Raw genomic sequence first — 21,866 nt, forward strand, 5'->3', positions numbered from 1 at the left:
TTGCGCTGACCCTAAACAGCGCTGTAAGGAATAGAGCAGAAGGCGTGCCGCTTTTGTTTTGTTGTTGTTAATCAGATAGATATGAAACATAGCAGGCTAAGTGATGGCCATGCTGTTTCAGCGCTGATACACCGCGCCGATGCCAGCCCGATGGCCGGCCCGCAGGTCATGCTTTCGGGAGGTTGTATCAGTGATGTAACACTGCGTATGACAAAACGATGAAGCCGCGCTGTCAGGGCCGCTCAGAGGAGGAGGGTGTTTCAGAAATGGACACTGCGGGCGCAATCAGGCTCGCAGGGACAGGCAGAAGCCTCAGCCCTTGGGCGCTTTACGTGGGATGGAGTTGAGGACGGGATTGCCATCCTGGTTCTGGGTCAGGTAGACCGGCAAAACCTTGGGCAGGGAGGGGACGAGGTTGTTGACCTCGCTGATGTTATAGATGCCGCCGATGCGGATCGTTCCGGTGCCGATATCGGCCAGCATCACGGGTTTGTTCAGGTAGCGGTTGATCAACGGTAACGCGTCGGCCAGGGCCAGGTTGTCCAGGACCAATTTGCCCTGGCGCCAGGCGAGGGCGCTGTCGTTGGGGTTGATCGGGCGCACGCGCGGGGTGGCATCGCCTGGTTGATAGCTGGCTTGCATGCCAGGGGTCAGCGGCACGCTGCCGTGCGCCGGGTCGCTGGAAATCTGCACCGAGCCTTCGAGCAGCATCACCCGCACCTGATTTTCGTATTTCCACACGTTGAATTGGGTGCCGGTCACGCGCACCTGTCCTTCACCGGCCTTGACGACAAACGGATGGGTGCTGTCATGGCTGACCTTGAAAAACGCCTCGCCCTTGCTCAGTGTGACCCGGCGCTGGTCCTTGTAATCGGCGTAGACCAGTTCGGTGCCCAGGTTGAGCTCAACCTGGCTGCCATCGGCCAGGGTGACCTGGCGCAGGCCATTGCTGGCCTCGAACCGTTCATAGGCAGTCGGCAACCAGCCCGCTTCCCAGCCGGTGAACGCCGCCAGGGGCAGCGCGGCCAAGCACACTGCGGCAGCCACCGCGTAATCGCGCAGCCGGCGACGCGGTCTGAACGGCGCTATGGGCGGCGCATTGCGTGGCAAGTGATCGGCCACGTCCCAGATTTCCAGCATCGCCGCGTATTCGAAGGCATGCAGCGGATGAGCATCGTGCCATTGTTGAAAGGCCTGTCGTTCGTCCGCCGTGCAATCACTTGCATGCAAGCGCATGCACCAATGCGCGGCGGCGTCGGTGATGGCGTCATATTCGGCTTCTAAAGCAGACTTTTCGGTCATTAATTCATCCTGATTTCCCACATTCTAACCTCCCGAGACCGGGGGCGAGAACAGCCTTCATGGCAATTGCGCATCAATTGAACTTTTATTCTCGTTGGGGCACGCCCAAACAGGCTGGTGATGGAGTCGCGACACACCGTAATGGACGGCGAAGCGCGTCAGGCAGTAGATAACTCAAGCGCCCGTTGACAGCAGGCACGGGAGGCGTTGTTTAATCGTCGGTCTGGATTCTTGTTGTCTCTTCCAATTACAAAATCGGAGCTACCGATGTCTGCCCAGTCCCCGAGAGTTGACAATTCTTCAGCGTTCATCGGTTTCAACGACCTGGTGGGGTTGCTGCACGCGGTGTTTGTGAAGCACGGCACGTCGCCGCAAGTGGCGCAGATCCTCGCGCACAATTGCGCCAGCGCCGAGCGCGACGGCGCCCACAGCCATGGCATCTTTCGGATGCCCGGATATATCAGCACGCTGGAGAGCGGCTGGGTCGATGGCAAGGCCACGCCGGTGGTCACGGATGTCGCTTCCGGCTTCGTGCGGGTCGACGCCGCGAATGGCTTCGCCCAACCGGCGTTGGCGGCGGCCCGTGCGTTGCTGGTGGACAAGGCCCGCAGCGCCGGTATCGCGTTGCTGGCGATACACAACTCCCATCACTTCGCCGCGCTGTGGCCGGATGTCGAACCTTTCGCCGAGCAAGGCCTGGTGGCGCTGAGCGTGGTCAACAGCATGACCTGCGTGGTGCCCCATGGCGCCGATCGCCCGCTGTTCGGCACCAACCCGATCGCGTTTGCCGCGCCACGGGCGGACGGCGCGCCGATTGTGTTCGACCTAGCCACCAGCGCCATCGCCCATGGTGACGTGCAGATTGCTGCGCGCAACGGCGAGCGCCTGCCGCCGGGCATGGGCGTCGACAGCCTGGGCCAGCCGACCCAGGACCCCAAGGCCATCCTCGAAGGCGGTGCGTTGTTGCCGTTCGGCGGGCACAAGGGCTCGGCGCTGTCGATGATGGTCGAGTTACTGGCCGCGGCCCTGACCGGCGGCAACTTCTCGTTTGAGTTCAACTGGGCCGATCACCCTGGCGCCCGCACGCCGTGGACCGGCCAGTTGTTGATCCTGATCGACCCGAGCAAAACCGCCGGGCAAAACTTCGCCGAGCGCAGCCAGGAACTGGTGCGGCAGATGCACGCGGTGGGGTTGCGGCGGTTGCCGGGGGATCGACGTCATCGCACGCGGGCGAAGTCGTTGGCGGCAGGCATTGAAGTGGACGCGCAGGCGTTGAATCAACTACGTGAGTGGGCCGTCTGAAAACCCGCGTAGCCGCTACCTCGCCAGGGTTCGGCAGTGGCTACGCAATGCCTACAGTATTAGTTGCGACGACCGAGCAGCAGGCCGACCACCAGGCCAAAGCCTGCCGAGATCGCCACGGTCTGCCACGGGTGACCGCCGATGTAGGTTTCGGTGGCATCCACCACCGGCTTGCTGCGCTCGCGCACATTGGACACCGAGTCGAGCGCTTGCTTGAGCTTGATAGCGACCTGCTCGCGCAGCGTTTCACCTTCTTCGCCGACCAGGGAAGCACTGTTTTTGAGCAGTTTGTCCGACTCTTCGATCAGTGCAGTCAGTTCGCTGAACGCTTGATCCTTGATTTGATCTTCGACGACTTGGGCGGCAGATTTACGGGCCATTGTGTGACTCCTTGCAGGTAAATGTGACAGTGAACAATGGAGTGTCGGGCGGCGGCAAAAGTTGCAGTTTTTTGCCGGCCGGCGTGGGTATGCGAAATCCGAATCAGGAAACTTAGACCTACAGTGTAAGATGTCACCTATTTGTGCAGCAGGAAATTCAACATGAGCTTCAATCTCGCCAACAAGACCCTCGCCGAACGCGCCGAGCTGGAAGATGAAAAGTCCCGTCTCTACGACCTGTGGCAAAGCAACCTGGGCAAGGCCAAGGGCGAAGCCGCGCGCCTGTTCGGCGAGCGCGCCAAACGCAAGGGCAAGTGGGCCGAATGGGTTCGCGCGGAACTCGACGGCATGTCGCCGCCGGAGTTCTCCAACATGGTGCGCAGCGAAGTCAACAAGCTGATGGCGGCGGCGAAGTAAAGCTGGCGACAATCGCCTCGCGCACTTTCAGCAACATCGGATCAAGCTGAGCCTGAGTGCGCCAGCCCAGTTCCACCGGGTAGCGCGGCAGCGCCAGCGGGCACGGCAGAACCTGCAAGCCGGTCATGCCGGCGATGGCTTCGGCGGCGTGCCCGGGAATGGTCGCCACCGCCTGGCTGCCCTTGAGCAGAAACGGCAACGCGGCGAAGTGGCTGGTGGAGGCACACACCTGGCGGCTCAGCCCTTGTGCCGCCAGCCCTTCATCGGTGATCCCGATAAACCCGCCGGATGACACCAGCACATGCTCGCGGCTAACGAACGCGTGCAGGTCGATGCATTGCTGGCCTGGCGCCAGGCTGTGCGGGTCGACCAGGCAGCGGTAATCACCTTCTCCCAGCACCTGCCGGCTTAGGCGGCGTTCGGCAAAGCCGCCGGCGGTAATCGCCAGGTCGAGGCTGCGGTCGAGCAGGGCGGCGGCGACGATCTGGCTGTGGGTCTGACGGAAAATCACACGCAATTTCGGCAACCGCTGGGCAATTTCCGCCATCAGGCGGCGGCCGTAGGCAATCTCGAAGTCGTCGGATAAACCCAGCACCACGGAGCGTCCCTGATACTGCTGGGTGTCCGGGTGGGTCATTGCCAGGCTCTGTCGGCAGCGGTCCAACGCCTCACTGATCACCGGCTTCAACTGGTTGGCCCGCAAGGTCGGCGCCAGGCCACGGCCGGTTCGCACGAACAGTTGGTCGCCATACACCTCGCGCAAACGCCGCAGGCCCGCGCTGATCGCCGATTGGGTGACGCCCAGGCGCAACGCTGCGCGGCTGGCGCTGGATTCGTCGTGCAGGGCTTCGAAGGTTTTCAGCAGGTTGAGGTCGACTTGGGTGATATTTATCTGGCTCATATCATTCAGCACTGAGGTGGGCTTTATTCATGATCCTGGCTGGCTGGAGAATGGGCAACCCCTCATTGTTCGGAGTGATCCTGATGCCTGTTTCTATTGTGGCCGCCTTGCAAATCGGTTCCTTGCCCGGCGGCAAGGCCGACACCCTGGCGCAAATCCTGGCGTATGAAGAGCCGATCCTGCGCAGTGGCGCGCAATTGGTGGTGATGCCCGAGGCGCTGCTGGGCGGTTATCCCAAAGGCGAAGGCTTCGGCACGCAACTCGGTTATCGCCTGCCCGAAGGTCGCGAAGCCTTTGCGCGATATTTTGCCAACGCCATCGACGTGCCCGGCGCCGAAACCGAAGCGTTGGCCGGTTTGTCGGCGCGCACCGGTGCCAGCCTGGTCCTGGGCGTGATCGAGCGCAGCGCCAGCACCTTGTATTGCACCATGCTGTACTTCGAGCCGGCGCACGGCCTGGTGGCCAAGCACCGCAAGCTGATGCCCACCGGCACCGAGCGGCTGATCTGGGGCAAGGGCGATGGTTCCACACTGCCGGTGATCGACGCGGCGGTCGGGCGCATCGGCGGCGCGGTGTGCTGGGAAAACATGATGCCCCTGCTGCGAACGGCGATGTACGCCAAGGGTGTGCAGGTATGGTGTGCGCCCACGGTGGATGAGCGCGAGATGTGGCAGGTGAGCATGCGCCACATTGCCCACGAGAGCCGCTGTTTTGTGGTCAGTGCGTGCCAGGTGCAGGCATCGCCCGCGGCGCTGGGCGTTGAGGTGGCCAACTGGCCTTCAGATCGTCCGTTGATTGCAGGCGGCAGTGTGATTGTCGGCCCCATGGGCGACATCCTGGCTGGGCCGCTGCTGGGTGAGGCCGGGCTCTTGAGCGCGCAGATCAATACCGACGATCTGGTGCGCGCACGGTATGACTATGACGTGGTGGGGCATTACGCCCGGCCGGATGTTTTCGAGCTGGTGGTCGATGAGCGGGCAAAGCCGGGCGTGCGCTATATCACGGACTGAGCGCGGTAAAACCGGTGGGAGTCAGCCCACTCCCACCGGTTGATGTCTATCGCTTGAAAGAGCGGCGATCCAGCCACTCTTCACGGGTCATTTCCCAGATGTCCCGTGGAAAAATACCCTCGACAAACTCACCTTCGTCTGTCCTGATCAGACGCATGCCCGTGCGTTCTGAAATTCGCCGCGACTTCAGGTTGGGCGCAGCTTTCGGCACGCGCAGCACGGGCCGCTCAAGCACCTCGAACCAATAGGCGGTCACCGCCTCGCTCGCTTCGGACATCAACCCCTGGCCCTGCCATCGCGGCCCCAACCAGAACCCACGGTTATTATCGGGTTCGTCCATCAGGCTGATATTGCCGATAAATTGCTCCGGCGCGCTTTTCAGGCGGATCGCCCAATGCCATTCCTCGCCCCGGGCCATGGTGGGCAACGCGATGTGTTCCAGGTAGTGACGCGCGCCGTCAGCCGGGTAGGGCCACGGCACCAGCGCATTGAGATAACGCACCACTTCCCAATGGGGGAACTGTTGCTGGATGCCCTCGGCATCGTCGAGTGTCAGCGGGCGCAGAATCAGGCGTTGGGTGACCAAGGTCGGTTGCATGGGGGGTTACCAAGTGGCGGTATTCGGCAGGTCCAGTGTTCCACGATCGACAAACCGCATGGTGCCGAACAGCCCGCCGGCCAATTTGCCGCGCAATACGTAGGGCAGGTTGTTCAAACTCTGGGTCTGGCTCAGGCCGAGGGTTTGCCGTAACACGGAAAATGCTGAAACGCTGACCGGCACCATCAGAACCGTCTCGGAAAAACGTGGGATGCTTCCGCGCTGATCACTCACCCCCGATGCCAGCGGCCGGCCATTGACCTCCAGGTCCAGGGCCACGCCGTTGTAGTCGATCGCCGTTTCATTGGGGTTCTGCACCCGCAGTTTCACGGCGAAGCGCACTTCCAGGTCCTGGCTTTGCAGCGGCTCGATGCCCACCACGTTGATAGTGACCGGGTCGCGATTGGGGAACAGGGCGCAAGCGCTCAAGGTCAGCAGCAGTATCGATAGAACCATGAGCTTGCGCATACGAAGGTGCTCCTAGTGCGTGACGTCCGGGTCTTGCATCACTTTGAGGGTTGAGGACTCCGGATCAAATTCATCTTCTTCCAGCTCTAAGAACTCTTCTGGCAGGAAAATGTTCAGCAGGATTGCACAGAACGCGCCTACGGTGATCGGCGATTCGAAGATGTTGTGCAGCGCCTTGGGCAGGTCGCGCAACACTTCCGGCACGGCGGCGACACCCAGGCCCATGCCCAGGGAGATCGCCACGATCAGCATATTGCGGCGGTGCAGGCCGGCTTCGGCGAGGATCTTGATCCCCGCCACGGCGACGGTGCCGAACATGATCAGCGTCGCGCCGCCCAATACCGGCTTGGGCATCAGTTGCAGCACCGCGCCGATCATCGGGAACAGCCCCAGCAGCACCAGCAGGCCGGCAATGAAGTACGCCACATAACGGCTGGCTACGCCGGTGAGTTGGATCACGCCGTTGTTCTGGGCGAACGTCACCATCGGCAGGCTGTTGAAGGTCGCGGCCATCGCCGAGTTGAGGCCGTCCGCCAGCAGGCCGGACTTGATGCGCTTGATGTACAGCGGGCCCTTGACCGGCTGTTGGGAAATCATCGAGTTGGCCGTCAGATCACCGGCGGCCTCCAGGGGCGAAATCAGGAAGATCACCGCCACCGGGATAAACGCCACCCAGTCGAACGAGAAGCCGTACTTGAACGGCACCGGCACGCTGATCAACGGCACCTGGGGCAAGGCCGCCATATCCACACGGCCCAGCCACCAGGCCACGATGAAGCCCAGGGTCAGGCCGATCACGATCGAACCCAGGCGCAGGAACGGGTTGTTGAAGCGGTTGAGTACCACGATGGTGAGCAGCACCAGCGCGGCCAGCCCCATATTGCTCGCGGCGCCGAGGTTGTCGGCGCCGAAGCCACCGGCCATGTCGGTGACCGCCACCTTGATCAGCGACAGGCCCATCAGGGTGATGATGGTGCCGGTCACCACCGGGGTGATCAGCTTGCGCAACTTGCCGATGAACTGGCTGAGCACGACTTCGATAAACGCCGCGAAAAAACAGATGCCGAAGATCGTCGAGAGAATCTCATCGGTGCCGCCACCCCGGGCCTTGACCATGAACCCGGCACTGAGAATCACGCTGATAAACGAAAAACTGGTGCCCTGCAGGCACAACAACCCCGAACCGATCGGGCCGAACGTGCGCGCCTGCACAAAAGTGCCGAGCCCCGACACGAACAAGGCCATGCTCACCAGGTACGGCACCTCGCTTTCCAGGCCCAGCACGCCGCCGACGATCAGCGTAGGGGTGATGATGCCGACAAAGCTCGCCAACACATGCTGCAAGGCGGCAAACATTGCGGCAGAGAAGTGCGGACGGTCTTCCAGGCCATAGATCAGGTCGGATTTATAGCGCGGGCGCGGGGCTTGAGCGTCAGACAAAATGCGGGCTCTGGACAGAAAATGGAGGCGCAGGATGCCAGAAACCGCTGATCGTCAGAAGTGTAAAAAAATATTTATGGAGGCCCTGCGAAAACCGCTGGGCCTGCCGATATCTTTCATAGGCCCACCCAACAATGACAACAAGTGGTGACCAAGGTCAGAGCAGCGTGTTGACGCCAGCTGATCATTCCGCTGCAGGGATGCGCGCAGACACTCCTTCTTGAGAATACCTCTATGTCTCTTCGTCATCTGAATATTGCCCCTCGAGCGTCTCTCGGTTTCGCATTCATTGCGTTGTTGGTGGTTGTATTGGGAGTGTTTGCAGTCAACCGCATGACGCTGATCCGTCAGGCGTCGGTGGATATGAGCAGCAACCAACTGCCCAGCGTGGCCTACTTGGGCAGCCTCACGGAAAACGTGTTGCGCATGCGTATCTTGTCGTTCCGCGTATTGGTCAACCGTGAACCGGCCGCGTTGCAAGAGGCGCAAACGCGCATCGCCGTACTGATCGACAAGGTCAGAGCCGCCCAGGCCGGTTACTCAGCGTTACCTTCCGTGCCTGAGGAAGCGGCCCTGTACAAGACGTTTGTCGGCACCTTGGACAACTACCTGACGGCCCAGGCCGAGATGCTGGCGCTGTCCCAGCAAAACAAGGTCGATGAGATGCGCGCCTTGATCAATACCCGGATCAAGAACGGCACCGATCAGATGGGCGAGCAGTTGAACAAGCTGATCGCCCTCAACTCCGCTGGCGCCAAGCAGGCCAACGAGCAGGCCGGACGCAGCTATGACAGCGCGATCAGCGGGATCGTCGTGGTGGCAGTGGCCGCCGCCTTGCTCACGGTGTTGCTGGCCTGGTTGCTGACCCGCAGCATCGTCACACCGCTGCGCAAAGCCGTGGAAGTGGCGCAAACCATTGCCGGCGGCGACTTGAGCAAAGTCATTGAAGACGATGGCAAGGATGAACCGGCGCGTTTGATCAGTGCGTTGTCGGCCATGCAAACCAACTGGCGCCAGACCATCCAGCACATCGCCGGTTCGGCCACGCAATTGGCCTCGGCGGCGGAAGAGTTGAGCGCCGTCACCGAAGAAGCCTCCAAAGGCTTGCAGCAACAAAACAACGAAATCGACCAGGCCGCCACGGCCGTCAATGAGATGACCGCTGCCGTGGAAGAGGTGGCGCGGAACGCCGTGTCCACCTCCGAAGCCTCCACGCAGTCCAACCAGGCGGCACGGGAAGGCCGCGACCGGGTGGTTGAGACCGTCGGCGCGATCCAGACCATGACCCAGGATGTGCAAAACACCTCGCTGCTGATCGAAGGTCTGGCCACTCAGGGGCGCGACATCGGCAAGGTCCTCGACGTGATCCGGGCGATTGCCGAGCAGACCAACCTGCTGGCGCTCAACGCGGCGATCGAAGCCGCCCGCGCCGGTGAAGCCGGACGCGGCTTCGCGGTGGTGGCCGACGAGGTGCGGGCCCTGGCCCATCGCACCGCGCAGTCGACCCAGGAAATCGAGAAAATGGTCGCCGGTATCCAGAACGGCACCGGTGAAGCCGTGCAATCCATGCAACAGAGCAACCAGCGCACCCATAACACCCTGGAAATGGCCCGCGCGGCCGGCGTGGCACTGGAGCAGATCACCCAGTCGATCAGCCTGATCAACGAGCGCAACCTGGTGATCGCCAGCGCCTCGGAAGAACAGGCCCAGGTGTCCCGTGAAGTAGACCGCAACCTGGTCAACATCCGCGACCTGGCGACCCAGTCGGCGGCGGGCGCCAACCAGACCAGCGCGGCCAGCCATGAGCTGTCGCGCCTGGCGGTGGATTTGAATGCGATGGTGGCCAGGTTCGTTATCTGAGCCACTTTGCAATGCAATCCCAATGTGGGAGGGGGCTTGCCCCCGATAGCAATGGGTCAGTCAACTCATCTACTGACTGATCCAGCGCCATCGGGAGCAAGCTCCCTCCCACATTTGCTCTATGTGGTGTCAGAAGCTATTGCATCCAGGCGCTTGGATTCACCAGGTTTTTCGGCTTCTGACCGGCGAGCGCCGCGAGCAGATTATCCACCGCGCACTCGGCCATCGCTTCCCGCGTCTCATGGGTCGCCGAGCCGATATGCGGCGTGGCCACCACATTGTTCAAGCGCAGCAACGGCGAGTCGTGGGGCAGCGGCTCGCGCTCGAACACATCCAGCCCCGCCGCGCGAATCGTGCACTGCTGCAAGGCCTCGACCAGCGCGGCTTCATCCACCACCTTGCCGCGGGAGATATTGATAAAGATCGTCTCCGGGCCCATCAGGGCGAATTCTTGCGCGCCGATCAACCGCTCGGTTTCGGCGGTGAGCGGCAGTGTCAGGCAGACGAAGTCTGCTTGTTGCAGCAAGTCGTTCAGGCGACGGTACTGCGCGCCGAACCGTTCTTCCACCTGTGGCTTGGGCGAGTGACTGTGGTAGAGCACCGGCATGCCGAAGCCGAAATGCCCGCGCTGGGCCAGCGCTTCACCAATGCGGCCCATGCCGATGATGCCCAGGGTCTTGCCATGCACGTCGCTGCCGAAATGCGCCGGGCCGATGTTCTTGTGCCACTGGCCGGCACGCACCATATCGGCCAGTTCGACCACCCGGCGTGCGGTGGCGAGGATCAGCGCGAAGCCGGTGTCGGCGGTGGTTTCGGTCAGCACATCGGGCGTGTTGCTGAGCAGGATGCCGCGCCGGGTCAGGTACTCGATGTCGTAGTTGTCGACGCCGACGGACACGCTGGCCACCGCCTCCAGTTGCGGTGCCAGGTCCAGCAACGCGGCGTCCAGGCGCAGGCTCGCGCCCAGCAACCCATGGGCGCCGGGGAGGGCGTCGCGCAGTTTGGTCAGGCCGGGCGGGTCGAGCGCGTCGATCAGCGTGACCTCGGCGTGCTCATGCAGCCGGGCCATCAGCGGCGCGGAGAGTTTTTTGTACAGAACGACAGACTTTTTCATCAGGTCTTCACCTTTAATTCGAGGGACTGCAACGGCGCGCGCTCGCGGTCGCTGGCGCCGGGCTTGAGGAAAATCGTCAGCACCACCGAGACCATCAACGCGCCGCTCATCAGCAGGTAAGAGGCGCCGGGGGAACCGGTGCTGCTATTGAGGTAACCCACCAGGTACGAACCGCCGAACGAACCGAGCGCGCCCATGCTGTTGATCAACGCCATGGCGCCGCCGGCGACGTTGGCCGGCAGGATCTCCGGGACAATCGCGAAAAACGGTCCATAGGGCGCGTACATGCACGCGCCGGCAATCACCAGCAGGGTGTAAGACCACCAGAAATGTTCGGCGCCGAGCACGTAGGACGCATAGAAAGCGATAGAGGCGATCAACAACGGCGGCCACACAAACCGCTTACGTTTTTGCAGCTTGTCCGAACCCCACGACACCACCAGCATGCCGATCACCGCCGCCAGGTACGGCAGCGCCGACAACCAGCCGGCCTCGACCATGTCCATCTGCAAGCCGGCCTTGAGGATCGACGGCAGCCACAGCACAAAGCCGTACACGCCGATGCTCCAGCAGAAGAACTGCAGCGCGAGGATGATCACCTTGGGCGAGCGAAACGCTTCGGCGTAGTTCTTCACCGCTTTGATCCCCACCTGTTCGGCGGCGAGGGCGGTTTCCAACTGGTGCTTTTCGCTGTCGCTCAACCACCGGGCATCCTTGGGCCGCTCATCGGCCAGGCGCCACCAGATAAACGCCCACAGCACCGCCGGCAGGCCTTCGACGATGAACATCCAACGCCAGCTGAAATGCTGCACCAGGTAGCCGGACACCACCGACATCCACAGCATGGTCACCGGGTTGCCGAGGATCAGGAACGTATTGGCCCGCGAGCGTTCGGCACGGGTGAACCAGTGGCACAGGTACACCAGCATCGCCGGCATCACCGCCGCTTCGACCACGCCGAGCATGAAGCGAATGGCGATCAGCATGTAGGCGTTGGACACCACGCCGGTCAGGGTGGCCAGGCCGCCCCAGAGGATCAGGCTGACGAAAATCAACTTCTTCACGCTGCGCTTTTGCGCGTAGATCGCGCCCGGCACTTGGAAGAAAAAGTAACCGAGGAAGAACAGTGCGCCGAGCAGGGACGACATGCCGGGTGTGATCATCAGGTCTTCAGCCATGCCGCTGGCGGCGGCGAAACCGTAGTTGGCGCGGTCCAGGTACGCCAGGCTGTAGGTGATAAAGACGATGGGCATGATGTACCACCAACGGCGGGTGGCGAGTTTCAAGGTATCCATGGGGTTGCTCCTGAGCTTGTTGTAGTTGTGGCAACAGGGAGTGGGTCAAGCAACGGATCGGGTCGGCAGCTCCGTGCGTGTGGGTAAGCCTTCCATATCGCCGCGGCTCTGCACGGCACGGCTGCCGATCCAGTTGCCGCGGTGTACCGCCTCGGGGAAGCTGAGGTTTTCCAGCAGGGCGCTGATCATGCCGACGGCAAAGCCATCACCGGCGCCGACGGTGTCGACCACTTTGTCCACGCTCACGGCGGCGACAAAGCCTTGGTCCAGTTGGGTGCGGTAATACGCGCCGTCCGGGCCGAGCTTGATGGCCACGGCTTCGGCGCCCTGGTCCAGGTAAAACGCGGCGATGTCCGCCGGGTCGTCGAAACCGGTAAGCAAGCGACCTTCGCTCAAGCCCGGCAAGACCCAATCTGCCAAGCCTGCGAGGGCGTTGATCTCGCGGATCATCTGCTGCTGGCTGGGCCACAGCGCCGGGCGCAGGTTCGGGTCGAACGACACGCTGCGCCCGGCCTTGCGCATTTGCGTCATCAGCTCGCGGGACAACTCGCCGGTGGCCTCGGACAAGGCCGGCGGGATGCCGGTGGCGTGCAGGTGGCGCGCCTGCAGCAGCGCCGGGCTGATGGCCGCGATGGATAAGTGGCTGGCCGCCGAGCCCTTGCGGAAGTACTCGACTTGGGGATCATCGCCGGCTTCTTCGCGGGACTTGAGCTGAAAACCGGTGGGGTGCAGCGGGTCGACCGCCACGTGCCGGCAATCCAGGCCTTGTTGCTTGAGTGTGTCGAGCACAAAGCGGCCCAGGGAGTCGTTGCCCACCCGGCTCAGCCAGGCGACGTTGAAGCCCAGGCGCGACAGGCCGATGGCGACATTGCTGTCGGCCCCGGCGATGCGTTTGTGGAAGTGGCCCACCTGGGCCAGGTCGCCGCTCTGTTCGGCGACAAACATCGCCATGGTTTCACCGAACGACAGGATATCGATCTCAGACATGGGCGTACTCCGCACGGGGTTGGCCAAGCAGGGCGAGGGTGGCGACCTGCCGGGCGGTGACTTCGACCAGGTCATCGCCTTGCAGCGGGAATTCCACCGCCCGGGTAATACCTTGAGTCATGTGGCCCAGCAGTTGTTCCCACAGATGCAGGTCGGTGGCGCCGGGCGGCAGCGCCACCAGCTTGCCGTCCGCACGACGCGCCACGGCCTTGCAGTGCAGGTAGTCGACATGCCGGCCGAGCAGGCGCGCGGCGGTGAGCGCGGACTGGTCCTGCCAGTGCCAGTTACCGATATCGAACGTCATCTTCACCGGCAGGCCAAGGCGCTCGACTTCGCTGAAGAAACGTTGCAGCGGTTCGATGCGGCCGCCATGCAGGGTCTGGTCGTTTTCCACCAGCAACTTGACCGGGTGGCGGTTGAGCAGGGCGTGCAGGCTGTGCAGGTCGTTGGTGTCGGTGAAGTAGCCGAGGGAGACTTTCAGCCAGCGCGCACCAAAGGCCTGGGCGCGATCAAGGGTCGCGGCGAGCTCGGCATTCGGCTGGGCGCGGCCGGCGACCCACAGTTCCAGCGGCGAAGAGAACACGCACTCCAGGCCTTGTTCGGCCGCCGCCCGTGCCAGTTGTGCGGGTTGTTCAATGGTCAGCAGCTCTTCGCGCCACTCGATGCGCCGGGCACCGGCCGCCGCCAGCAGGGCGACAAAACTCAATTGGCCCTGCTGGCGGACGAGGTCGGCGCCGTAGCTGGAAAGGCTGATGGAGACGGGGTATTCATGCATGATTGTGTACCTCTGAAACCGGTTTCATTTTTATGCGCAACCTATTGAATTGACGCCCGCGAGGGCTCGACAGCGGCTACGAGGTGGGTTGGGTGGAACCGCGAACGATCAGTTCGGGCAGGAAATCCAGGGTGCGGGCCGGCGCCGTATCGCCGCGCAGGCGCTTGAGCAGGCAGTCGAAGGCACTCGCGCCAATCGCCTGCGTCGGTTGGGCGAGGGCGGTGATGCCGGTGCCCACCAGCGGGTACCAGTCCAGGTCATCCAGGGCGATCAAGCCGACGTCCGCGAACAGGTCGCACTCCAGCGCCTTGAGCGCGCGGGTGCAGGCGAGGGCGGCGATGCCGTTGGCGCAGAACACGGCTTTGGCGCCGGGCTTGGCCAGGAAGCTGCGCAGGCGCTTTTCCAGCGCGCCGTCCAGTTCCAGCACCGTGCCACTCAACGCCGGGCGGCGGGCAATCTCGGCGGTGAAACTGTCAAGGCGCTCCAGGCGCGAACTGGTGCCATCGGTGGCCTCGCTGACCAGCACTATCTCGCGGTAGCCCTGTTGCTCAAGGTGTTCCAGCGCCATGCGTACCGCGGCCGGGTTATCCAAACCCACCAGGTCGCTGTGCAACGGTGCGACCTTGCGGTCCACCAGCACCAGGGGCATTTCCCGTTGCAGTTCCAGCAGTTGTTCGAGGTGGTGGCCGAGGGTGTTCACGATCAGCCCTTCGATGTTGTACGAACGCAGCGCCGCCAGGTGCTGGCGTTCCTGCTCGTCATCGCGGTCGGTGTTGCACACCACCAGGCTGTAGCCGTGCTGGCGGCAGGCGGTTTCGACACCGTGCATCACGGCAATGGAATAGGGGTTGCGGATATCGGCCACCAGCATACCGATCAGGCGCGTGCGCCCGCGTTTCAAGCCACGGGCCATCTGGTTGGGGCGGTAGCCGAGTTCGGCGATGGCGTGCTCGATGCGCAGGGCGATGGCGTCGGAGAGCAGGGCGCGGTCGTCGCCGATGAAGCGCGACACGCTGGCTTTGGACACGCCGGCGCGCTGGGCGACGTCGAGCATGGTCACGCGGCTGCGCTGGGCGGCAGAGAAACTGTTCACGGTCATCGACCTTCTATTTTTATTGGAATGACTGAAACCGGTTTCAGGAAACCACTAAAGTACGAAAGCCGTCAAGAAGTTGTAGGACAAAGCCAGATAGCCGGTGTGTTCAGGCCAGCACACTTAACCAAGCCGCCGCCAACAGCAGCACGGCCATACCGCGGTTGAAACGCTGCATGGCGCTGGTCGAACGCAACACCCGTGCGGACCCGGCACCCAACAGCGCCCAGGTGCCCAGGCAGGGGATCGATATCAGGAAAAACGCCAGGGAGAGGTACACCACCTGGCTTTGGCGCTCCGCACCATTGCCGGTAAAAACGCTGACTACCGCCAGTGCCATCATCCAGCTTTTCGGGTTGATCAATTGCAGGCTGGCGGCGCCGATCAGGCTCAGGGGTTTTTGGCGTGTATCCGCTTCGATGGCCCGGGTGGGGGCGCTGAAAATCTGCCAGGCCAGGTAATTCAGCCAGGCAATGCCGATCCATTGCATGGCGGTTTGCAGCTTGGGTAGCTGCACCAAGGACTGGCCAAACCCCGAGCCCACCACCAGCACGAGCAGCGCCGCGCCGGCGCAGGCGCCCAGGATGATTGGCAGCGTGGCCCTGAAACCGAAACGGGCGCTGTTGCTCAGTACCAGGATATTGGTCGGGCCGGGGGTAATTGAGGCGACGAAGGCAAACAGCATGAAAGGCAGCAGTGTGGACAGCATGGTGGACGACTCCGATAGACCCATTGATGGCGTCGATCTTCACAAGCCCGCGTATCACCTGTCTGGAAGGTTTGAGCAGCGCTTGCGGTAGGCCGCCGGCGTCAGGCCATAAGCGCGCACGAACCAGCGGCCCAGGTGGCTCTGATCGGCAAAACCCAGGGCGATCGCCACATCGGCCGGTTGTTCACCCTTGGCCAGCAAGTGCCGCGCGCGGGCCAGGCGCAGTTGCACCAGATAAGCATGGGGCGGCAGGCCAAACGCGCTCCTGAACGCACGGGTCAGGCGGAAGCGGTCGACGCCGCAGGCCAGCGCCAGGGCGTCCATGCCCACATCGTGATGCAGGTGGGCATGCAGGTATTCCCGGGCTTTGTGGGCGACCAGCGGCAGGCGTGGGTCGTCACGGTAACGGCTGCGCCAGTGGAGCTGGCCGGTGAGGCGTTCGAGCAACTGGTCCATGGCCCGTTGTCGCACGATGCGCAATTCGCCACTGTGCAGGGTGCGAAAGGCTTGGCTGGTGGCAAGGGCCAGGCGCGGGTCGTTGGTCAAGGTCGCGGCAAAACTCAGCTGGCTGTTGACGGGAGCCTCTTCGAAGACCGCGCTCACTTCCCGCGTCAACCACTGCGGGTCGAGGTAGAGCATGTGGTAGGTAAAGCCGTCGGCCGTGGGCGCATCGCCGTCATGCAACTCGCCGGGTTCCACCAGGAACACCTGGCCGGGCACGCTGTTGTGGCGCGTGCGGCGGCAGTTAAATTGCTGCACGCCTTGTTCGGTCACGCCGATCAGGTAGCTGTCGTGCCAATGGGGATCATAGGCGTGCCCCTCGAAATGCGCGCGCAGGGTCTCGATGCCGGTGTCGGCGTCCTGGGACAGATCGATCCAATTGTGCGCGGCCATCACAACACCGAGGCGGAATAGACGATGTTATCTAGCGCCCATCGAGCCGTGGGCGTCTAGAAGGTTTGTGCAGCGTCAATTGAACAGTCCCGCGGCAATATTGATCGAAAAGCCGAGGATCGCCGTGTTGAACAGAAACCCGATCAGCGATTGTCCCAGTACCACCTTGCGCATGCTGCGGGTGGCAACGCCCACGTCCGACGTTTGCACGGCGACGCCGATGGTGAAGGAAAAGTACAGGAAGTCCCAATAGTTGGGGGTCAACAACCCCTCGGCAAAGCGCAGCGCCGGCTCTTTGCCGGCCCAGGTGTAATAGAGCCGGGCGTAGTGAACGCTGAAGATCACCCCAATCAACAACCATGAGCCGATGACCGTCAGGCCGGTAAAACCGTAGTGCAACAGCCGCTCGGCGGTGCTCAGGTCCTTGCTGCCGACCAGTTCGAAGGTGATGGTGGCCAGGCTGGCGATGGCCGCGATGCACACCGTGAACAGCACCAGGCCGGCGTTCTCATCCTCGATCTCGGCGATGCGTTTGACGTCTTCGGCCTTGGCGCGGATGGTCAGCCACAGCATCAGCACCAGGTAGATCCAGACGCCGGCATTCCAGCCGATCAGGATTTTGCTCACGAGTGTATCGGCGGGTACCAGGATGCCAACGGCAAGGCCCAGGACGGCGGCGCAAGAGAGGCGAGGGTGGGTGCGGGCGAGGAAGGGCATGGGTGCTCACAACAAGGGCGGTTGTGAGCACCATAGCGCATTTTTGCGCGGGTTATGGACGCTTGCGCACCAGCTTCATGACGACCACAAAGAACACCGGCACAAACACCACCGCCAGCGTCGCAGTGATCATCCCGCCGATCACCCCCGTACCGATCGCTTGCTGGCTCGCCGAACTGGCGCCGGTGGCAATCGCCAGGGGCACCACGCCGAGGATGAACGCCAGCGAGGTCATGATGATCGGCCGCAAGCGCAGCCGCGCGGCCTTCAAGGTCGCGTCGAGCAAGTCTTCGCCCTGCTCGTACAGGTCCTTGGCGAACTCGATGATCAGGATCGCGTTCTTCGCCGACAGGCCGATGATGGTGATCAGCCCGACCTTGAAGAACACATCGTTGGGCATGCCGCGCAAGGTCACGGCCAACACCGCGCCGAGCACGCCCAGCGGCACCACCAGCAGCACCGACGTCGGGATCGACCAGCTTTCATACAGGGCGGCCAGGCACAGGAACACGATCAGCAGCGACAGGCCCAGCAACAGCGGTGCTTGGGAGCCGGACAGGCGTTCCTGCAACGACAGGCCGGTCCATTCCTGGCCCAGGCCCGCCGGCAGTTGGTTGACCAGGCGCTGGATTTCTTCCATCGCCTCGCCCGTGCTGTGCCCCGGTGCCGCTTCACCGGAAATGGCGATGGCCGGGTAGCCGTTGTAACGGGTCAACTGCGTCGGCCCCTGGGTCCACTTGGCTACGACGAACGCGGACAGCGGCACCATCTCGCCGGCCTTGTTGCGCACGTTGATCTTCAACAGATCCGCGACCTGGCTGCGTTGGTCGCCTTCGGCCTGCACCACCACGCGCTGCATGCGCCCCTGGTTGGGGAAGTCATTGACGTAGGTCGAACCGATGGCCGACGACAGTACATTGCCCACATCGGCGAAGGACACGCCCAGCGCGTTGGCCTGCTTGCGGTCGACCTGCAGCTGCACTTGCGGCGCTTCGGCCAGGGCGCTTTCACGCACGTTGGCCAGGATCGGGCTTTTTCCCGCAGCGTCCAGCAGTTCGGTACGCGCCGCCATCAACGCCGCGTGGCCGACGCCGCCACGGTCCTGCAGGCGGAACTCGAAACCGCTGCTGGTGCCGAGGCCGTCCACCGGTGGAGGCAGGATCGCATAGGCAATCGCGTCCTTCAGTTCGGTGAACGCCATGTTGGCGCGGTCGGCAATCGCGGCGGCCGAGTCGTCGCTGCTGCGTTGCGACCAATCCTTGAGCGTGGTGAACGCCAGCGCCGCGTTCTGCCCGGAGCCGGAGAAACTGAAGCCCATGATCATGGTGGTGTCACCAACCCCGGGCTCTTTGGCGTTGTGCGCTTCGATCTGTTCGGCCACCTGCACCGTGCGGTTCTTGCTCGCGCCCGGCGGCAACTGGATATCGGTGATGGTGTAACCCTGGTCCTCCACCGGCAGGAACGAGGAGGGCAGGCGACTGAACATCAGCCCCAGGCCCACCAGCAGCACCAGGTAGATCAGCAGGTAACGGCCGCTGCGCTTGAGGGCATACGCCACCCAGCCTTCGTAGCGGTCGGTGAGCCGTTCGAAACGCCGGTTGAACCAGCCGAAGAACCCGCCCTTGGTGTGGTGCTCATCCTTGGCGATCGGCTTGAGCAGGGTCGCGCAAAGTGCCGGGGTCAAGGTCAGGGCGAGGAACGCCGAGAACAGGATCGAGGTGGCCATCGACAGCGAAAACTGCTGGTAGATCACCCCCACCGAGCCTGGCATGAATGCCATCGGCAGAAACACCGCCACCAGCACCAACGTAATGCCGATGATGGCCCCGGTGATCTGGCCCATGGCCTTGCGCGTGGCCTCTTTGGGCGACAGGCCCTCGCTGACCATGATCCGCTCGACGTTCTCCACCACCACGATCGCATCGTCCACCAGGATACCGATGGCCAGCACCATACCGAACATGGTCAGCACGTTGATCGAGAACCCGAGCAACAGCATGGTGGCGAAGGTGCCCATCAACGCAATCGGCACCACCAGGGTCGGGATCAGCGTGTAGCGCACGTTCTGCAGGAACAGGAACATCACCGCGAACACCAGCGCCATCGCTTCGAGCAGGGTGTAGACCACCTTGGTGATCGAGACTTTGACGAACGGCGAGGTGTCATACGGGATCTTGTATTCGACATTGGCCGGGAAGTAGCGCGACAGCTCATCCATCTTCGCCCGCACCATGTTCGCGGTGCTCAGCGCATTGGCGCCCGGCGACAGTTGCACACTGACGGCGGTGGACGGCTTGCCGTTCAGGCGTGTGGAGAACTGGTATTCCTGGCTGCCGACTTCCACTCGCGCCACATCGCCGATACGCACGGTGGAACCGTCAGGGTTGGCCTTGAGCACGATGTCGGCGAACTCGGCCGGCGTGGACAACTGGCCCTTGACCAGGATTGCCGCGGTGATTTCCTGGGTCTTGGTGCCCGGCAAGTCGCCGATGCTGCCGGCGGAAACCTGGGCGTTCTGCGCGCTGATCGCGGCATTCACGTCGGCCGGGGTCAGGTTGAAAGCGATCAGCTTCTGCGGGTCGATCCACACCCGCATGGCCCGCTCGGCGCCATACAGCTGGGCCTTGCCCACCCCGTCGAGGCGCTTGAGCTCGTTCATCACGTTGCGCGCCAGGTAGTCGCTGAGCGCCACGTCATCGAGCTTGCCGTCGCTGGAGGTCAGGGTCACCAGCAGCAGGAAGCCGGCGGAGACTTTCTCCACCTGCAAACCCTGCTGGGTCACCGCCTGGGGCAAGCGCGATTCCACGGCCTTGAGGCGGTTCTGCACATCGACCTGGGCCATCTCCGGGTTGGTGCCCGGCTGGAAAGTCGCAGTGATGGTGGCCGAGCCGAGGCTGCTCTGGGATTCGAAATACAGCAGGTGATCGGCGCCATTGAGCTCTTGCTCGATCAGGCTGACCACGCTTTCATCCAGGGTCTGCGCCGAAGCGCCGGGGTACACCGCGTAGATCTCGACTTTCGGCGGTGCGACGTTGGGGTACTGGGCCACCGGCAACTGCGGGATGGCGAGCGCGCCGGCCAGTAGGATAAACAGGGCGACCACCCAGGCGAAGATCGGGCGGTCAATAAAGAACTGCGGCATGGTCAAAGATCCTTATTGGCCGGAAGCCTGGGCGGGCGGCGGCGTGCTGTCATCCACTTGAACTTTTTCACCGGGACGCACGTGTTGCACACCCTCGACGACGATGCGGTCACCGGCCTTGAGGCCGGCGCTGACGATCCAGCGGTCATCGATCACCGCGCCCAATTCCACCGGTTGCAGGGTCACGGTTTGTTCGGCGTCCAACAACAGCACCATCGGGATGCCGGCGCTATCACGGGTGATCGCACGTTGCGGCACGCTGATGCCTTGGCGGTCGACCGCCTGCTCCAGGCGCACGCGCACAAAACTGCCGGGCAGCAGGTCGAGGTCCGGGTTGGGGAACTCGCTGCGCACGATGATCTGCCCGGTGCCGGGGTCGACGCTGATCTCGGCGAAGAGCAATTTGCCCGGCAGCGGATACAGGCTGCCGTCGTCCTGGATCAGCGTGGCCTTGGCCTGGTCCTGGCCGACCTGTTTCAGGCTGCCGGCGCGGAAGGCGCGGCGCAGCTCGTTCAACTCACGGGTGGACTGGGTCAGGTCGGCGTGGATCGGGTCCAATTGCTGGATGATCGCCAGCGGCGTGGCCTCGTTCTGGCCGACCAGCGCGCCTTCGGTCACCAGCGCACGCCCGATGCGCCCGGAAATCGGCGCGGTGACGGTGGCGTAGCCCAGGTTCAGTTTGGCCCGTTCGACGGCGGCCTTGTTCGCGGCGACCTCGGCGTTGGTCTGGCGCAGGGCGGCGCGGGCGTTGTCGTAGTCCTGGCCGCTGATGGCGTTGCCTTCGACCAACTGGCTGTAGCGCTGTTCTTGCAGGCGCGCCTGGAACGCATTGGCCTCGGCCTTGCTCAGGTTGGCCTGAGCGCTGTCCAGATCGGCCTTGAACGGGGCTGGGTCGATGCGAAACAGCACGTCGCCCTGTTTCACGTCATGGCCTTCCTTGAACACCCGCTGCATCACCACCCCGGCGACCCGCGCGCGCACTTCGGCAATGCGCGGCGCGGCAATGCGCCCGCTCAGTTCACTGCTGATGGACAGGGGTTTGGCCTCGAGGGTTTCGATGCGGACTGTGGCCAGGGGCGTTGCCGGTGCTTCGGCGGACGACTTGTCACACGCACTCAGGGCGAGTGTCAGGGCCAGCAAGCAAAACGGCGCAAACAGATTCTTCGACATGCTCTTATCCCAATATTGACTGGCGCATCCTAATGCCGTCCGCGCCGCAGTGCTGTGAAGCTGTGTAGGTCGTCTGTGAAGAAATGTAAGGTGCAGCCCACGTTCGGCCGCGGGCGTATATCCTTGCACAACCTTGCAAACACTGAAGATCAAATGTGGCAGGGCTGTACAGACGGAGACATCCTTTACAAACGAGACCGGGGACATCCTTTACGTTTCTGGGTGCTGGACAGCCGGCTTGCACCGCTGTCTAGCCTACCCAGTGGATAGTTACATAGGTACATGTCCCACA

The 21,866-nt window shown here is 62.9% G+C and carries 20 protein-coding genes; 4 read left to right on the plus strand and 16 right to left on the minus strand.

The window, feature by feature from the left end; translation table 11 throughout:
• Positions 1-312: 312 nt before the first annotated feature.
• Positions 313-1,302, minus strand: a complete 990-nt coding sequence (locus tag INT12_RS24635; protein ID WP_102618174.1) for a FecR family protein — start codon at positions 1,300-1,302, stop codon at positions 313-315.
• Positions 1,303-1,569: 267 nt separating this feature from the next.
• Here INT12_RS24635 and INT12_RS24640 point away from each other — a divergent pair, with 267 nt between their 5' ends.
• Complete coding sequence (locus INT12_RS24640) at positions 1,570-2,604, plus strand: Ldh family oxidoreductase (protein WP_017848396.1); 1,035 nt, start codon at positions 1,570-1,572, stop codon at positions 2,602-2,604.
• A 59-nt stretch (positions 2,605-2,663) separates the two neighbouring features.
• Here INT12_RS24640 and INT12_RS24645 read toward each other — a convergent pair whose 3' ends face one another.
• The gene (locus INT12_RS24645; RefSeq protein ID WP_017848397.1) at positions 2,664-2,984 is read right to left on the minus strand and encodes a DUF883 family protein; all 321 of its coding nucleotides are present in this window, start codon (positions 2,982-2,984) and stop codon (positions 2,664-2,666) included.
• Positions 2,985-3,146: 162 nt separating this feature from the next.
• Between INT12_RS24645 and INT12_RS24650 the strand changes: the two genes are divergently transcribed.
• Complete coding sequence (locus INT12_RS24650) at positions 3,147-3,401, plus strand: hypothetical protein (protein ID WP_017848398.1); 255 nt, start codon at positions 3,147-3,149, stop codon at positions 3,399-3,401.
• Here the strand turns inward: INT12_RS24650 and INT12_RS24655 are convergent.
• A complete protein-coding gene (locus tag INT12_RS24655; protein WP_079443641.1) occupies positions 3,373-4,302 on the minus strand; it encodes a LysR family transcriptional regulator in 930 nt (309 codons plus the stop codon). The two genes, INT12_RS24650 and INT12_RS24655, sit on opposite strands and share 29 nt — an antisense overlap.
• Before the next feature lie 83 nt (positions 4,303-4,385).
• On the opposite strand from INT12_RS24655, the gene INT12_RS24660 reads away from it, so the two are divergent.
• Complete coding sequence (locus INT12_RS24660) at positions 4,386-5,312, plus strand: carbon-nitrogen hydrolase family protein (RefSeq protein ID WP_026140204.1); 927 nt, start codon at positions 4,386-4,388, stop codon at positions 5,310-5,312.
• 46 nt (positions 5,313-5,358) lie between these two features.
• On the opposite strand, the gene INT12_RS24665 is transcribed toward INT12_RS24660, so the two are convergent.
• Genes INT12_RS24665 through INT12_RS24675 form a run of 3 tightly spaced genes read right to left on the minus strand, consistent with a single transcriptional unit; the run spans position 5,359 to position 7,818 of the window.
• The gene (locus INT12_RS24665) at positions 5,359-5,910 is read right to left on the minus strand and encodes a GNAT family N-acetyltransferase (RefSeq protein WP_193040858.1); all 552 of its coding nucleotides are present in this window, start codon (positions 5,908-5,910) and stop codon (positions 5,359-5,361) included.
• Positions 5,911-5,916: 6 nt separating this feature from the next.
• Positions 5,917-6,378 carry an LEA type 2 family protein gene (locus INT12_RS24670; protein ID WP_017848402.1) on the minus strand — a complete coding sequence of 154 codons (462 nt, stop codon included), beginning with the start codon at positions 6,376-6,378 and terminating at the stop codon, positions 5,917-5,919.
• Between the two features lie 12 nt (positions 6,379-6,390).
• Complete coding sequence (locus INT12_RS24675; RefSeq protein ID WP_046383168.1) at positions 6,391-7,818, minus strand: nucleobase:cation symporter-2 family protein; 1,428 nt, start codon at positions 7,816-7,818, stop codon at positions 6,391-6,393.
• A 234-nt stretch (positions 7,819-8,052) separates the two neighbouring features.
• Here INT12_RS24675 and INT12_RS24680 point away from each other — a divergent pair, with 234 nt between their 5' ends.
• Complete coding sequence (locus INT12_RS24680) at positions 8,053-9,678, plus strand: methyl-accepting chemotaxis protein (protein ID WP_193059057.1); 1,626 nt, start codon at positions 8,053-8,055, stop codon at positions 9,676-9,678.
• 136 nt (positions 9,679-9,814) lie between these two features.
• Here the strand turns inward: INT12_RS24680 and INT12_RS24685 are convergent, their stop codons facing one another.
• From INT12_RS24685 to INT12_RS24730, 10 genes are all read right to left on the minus strand, one after another.
• Positions 9,815-10,792, minus strand: coding sequence for an NAD(P)-dependent oxidoreductase (locus INT12_RS24685; RefSeq protein WP_193040848.1), 978 nt, complete (start codon positions 10,790-10,792; stop codon positions 9,815-9,817).
• Complete coding sequence (locus INT12_RS24690; RefSeq protein WP_046383171.1) at positions 10,792-12,087, minus strand: MFS transporter; 1,296 nt, start codon at positions 12,085-12,087, stop codon at positions 10,792-10,794. Before INT12_RS24690 ends, INT12_RS24685 begins: the two co-directional genes overlap by 1 nt.
• Positions 12,088-12,132: 45 nt before the next feature.
• Complete coding sequence (locus tag INT12_RS24695; protein ID WP_017848407.1) at positions 12,133-13,074, minus strand: sugar kinase; 942 nt, start codon at positions 13,072-13,074, stop codon at positions 12,133-12,135.
• Positions 13,067-13,849, minus strand: a complete 783-nt coding sequence (locus tag INT12_RS24700) for a sugar phosphate isomerase/epimerase family protein (RefSeq protein ID WP_017848408.1) — start codon at positions 13,847-13,849, stop codon at positions 13,067-13,069. Before INT12_RS24700 ends, INT12_RS24695 begins: the two co-directional genes overlap by 8 nt.
• Before the next feature lie 76 nt (positions 13,850-13,925).
• Positions 13,926-14,942: a LacI family DNA-binding transcriptional regulator gene (locus INT12_RS24705; protein WP_156176532.1), complete on the minus strand. Its 1,017-nt coding sequence runs from the start codon at positions 14,940-14,942 to the stop codon at positions 13,926-13,928.
• A gap of 109 nt (positions 14,943-15,051) precedes the next feature.
• Positions 15,052-15,651 (minus strand): LysE family translocator, encoded by a 600-nt coding sequence (locus INT12_RS24710; protein WP_017848410.1) that lies wholly within the window; start codon positions 15,649-15,651, stop codon positions 15,052-15,054.
• Between the two features lie 54 nt (positions 15,652-15,705).
• Complete coding sequence (locus INT12_RS24715; protein WP_017848411.1) at positions 15,706-16,545, minus strand: AraC family transcriptional regulator; 840 nt, start codon at positions 16,543-16,545, stop codon at positions 15,706-15,708.
• Positions 16,546-16,620: 75 nt separating this feature from the next.
• Positions 16,621-17,262 carry a DUF1345 domain-containing protein gene (locus INT12_RS24720; protein WP_017848412.1) on the minus strand — a complete coding sequence of 214 codons (642 nt, stop codon included), beginning with the start codon at positions 17,260-17,262 and terminating at the stop codon, positions 16,621-16,623.
• 52 nt (positions 17,263-17,314) lie between these two features.
• Positions 17,315-20,404 (minus strand): efflux RND transporter permease subunit, encoded by a 3,090-nt coding sequence (locus INT12_RS24725; protein ID WP_102618169.1) that lies wholly within the window; start codon positions 20,402-20,404, stop codon positions 17,315-17,317.
• Between the two features lie 12 nt (positions 20,405-20,416).
• Complete coding sequence (locus INT12_RS24730; RefSeq protein WP_193040849.1) at positions 20,417-21,574, minus strand: efflux RND transporter periplasmic adaptor subunit; 1,158 nt, start codon at positions 21,572-21,574, stop codon at positions 20,417-20,419.
• Between the last annotated feature and the right edge of the window lie 292 nt (positions 21,575-21,866).

Source organism: Pseudomonas sp. K8 (genome assembly GCF_014889455.1).
Classification (GTDB): domain Bacteria; phylum Pseudomonadota; class Gammaproteobacteria; order Pseudomonadales; family Pseudomonadaceae; genus Aquipseudomonas; species Aquipseudomonas veronii.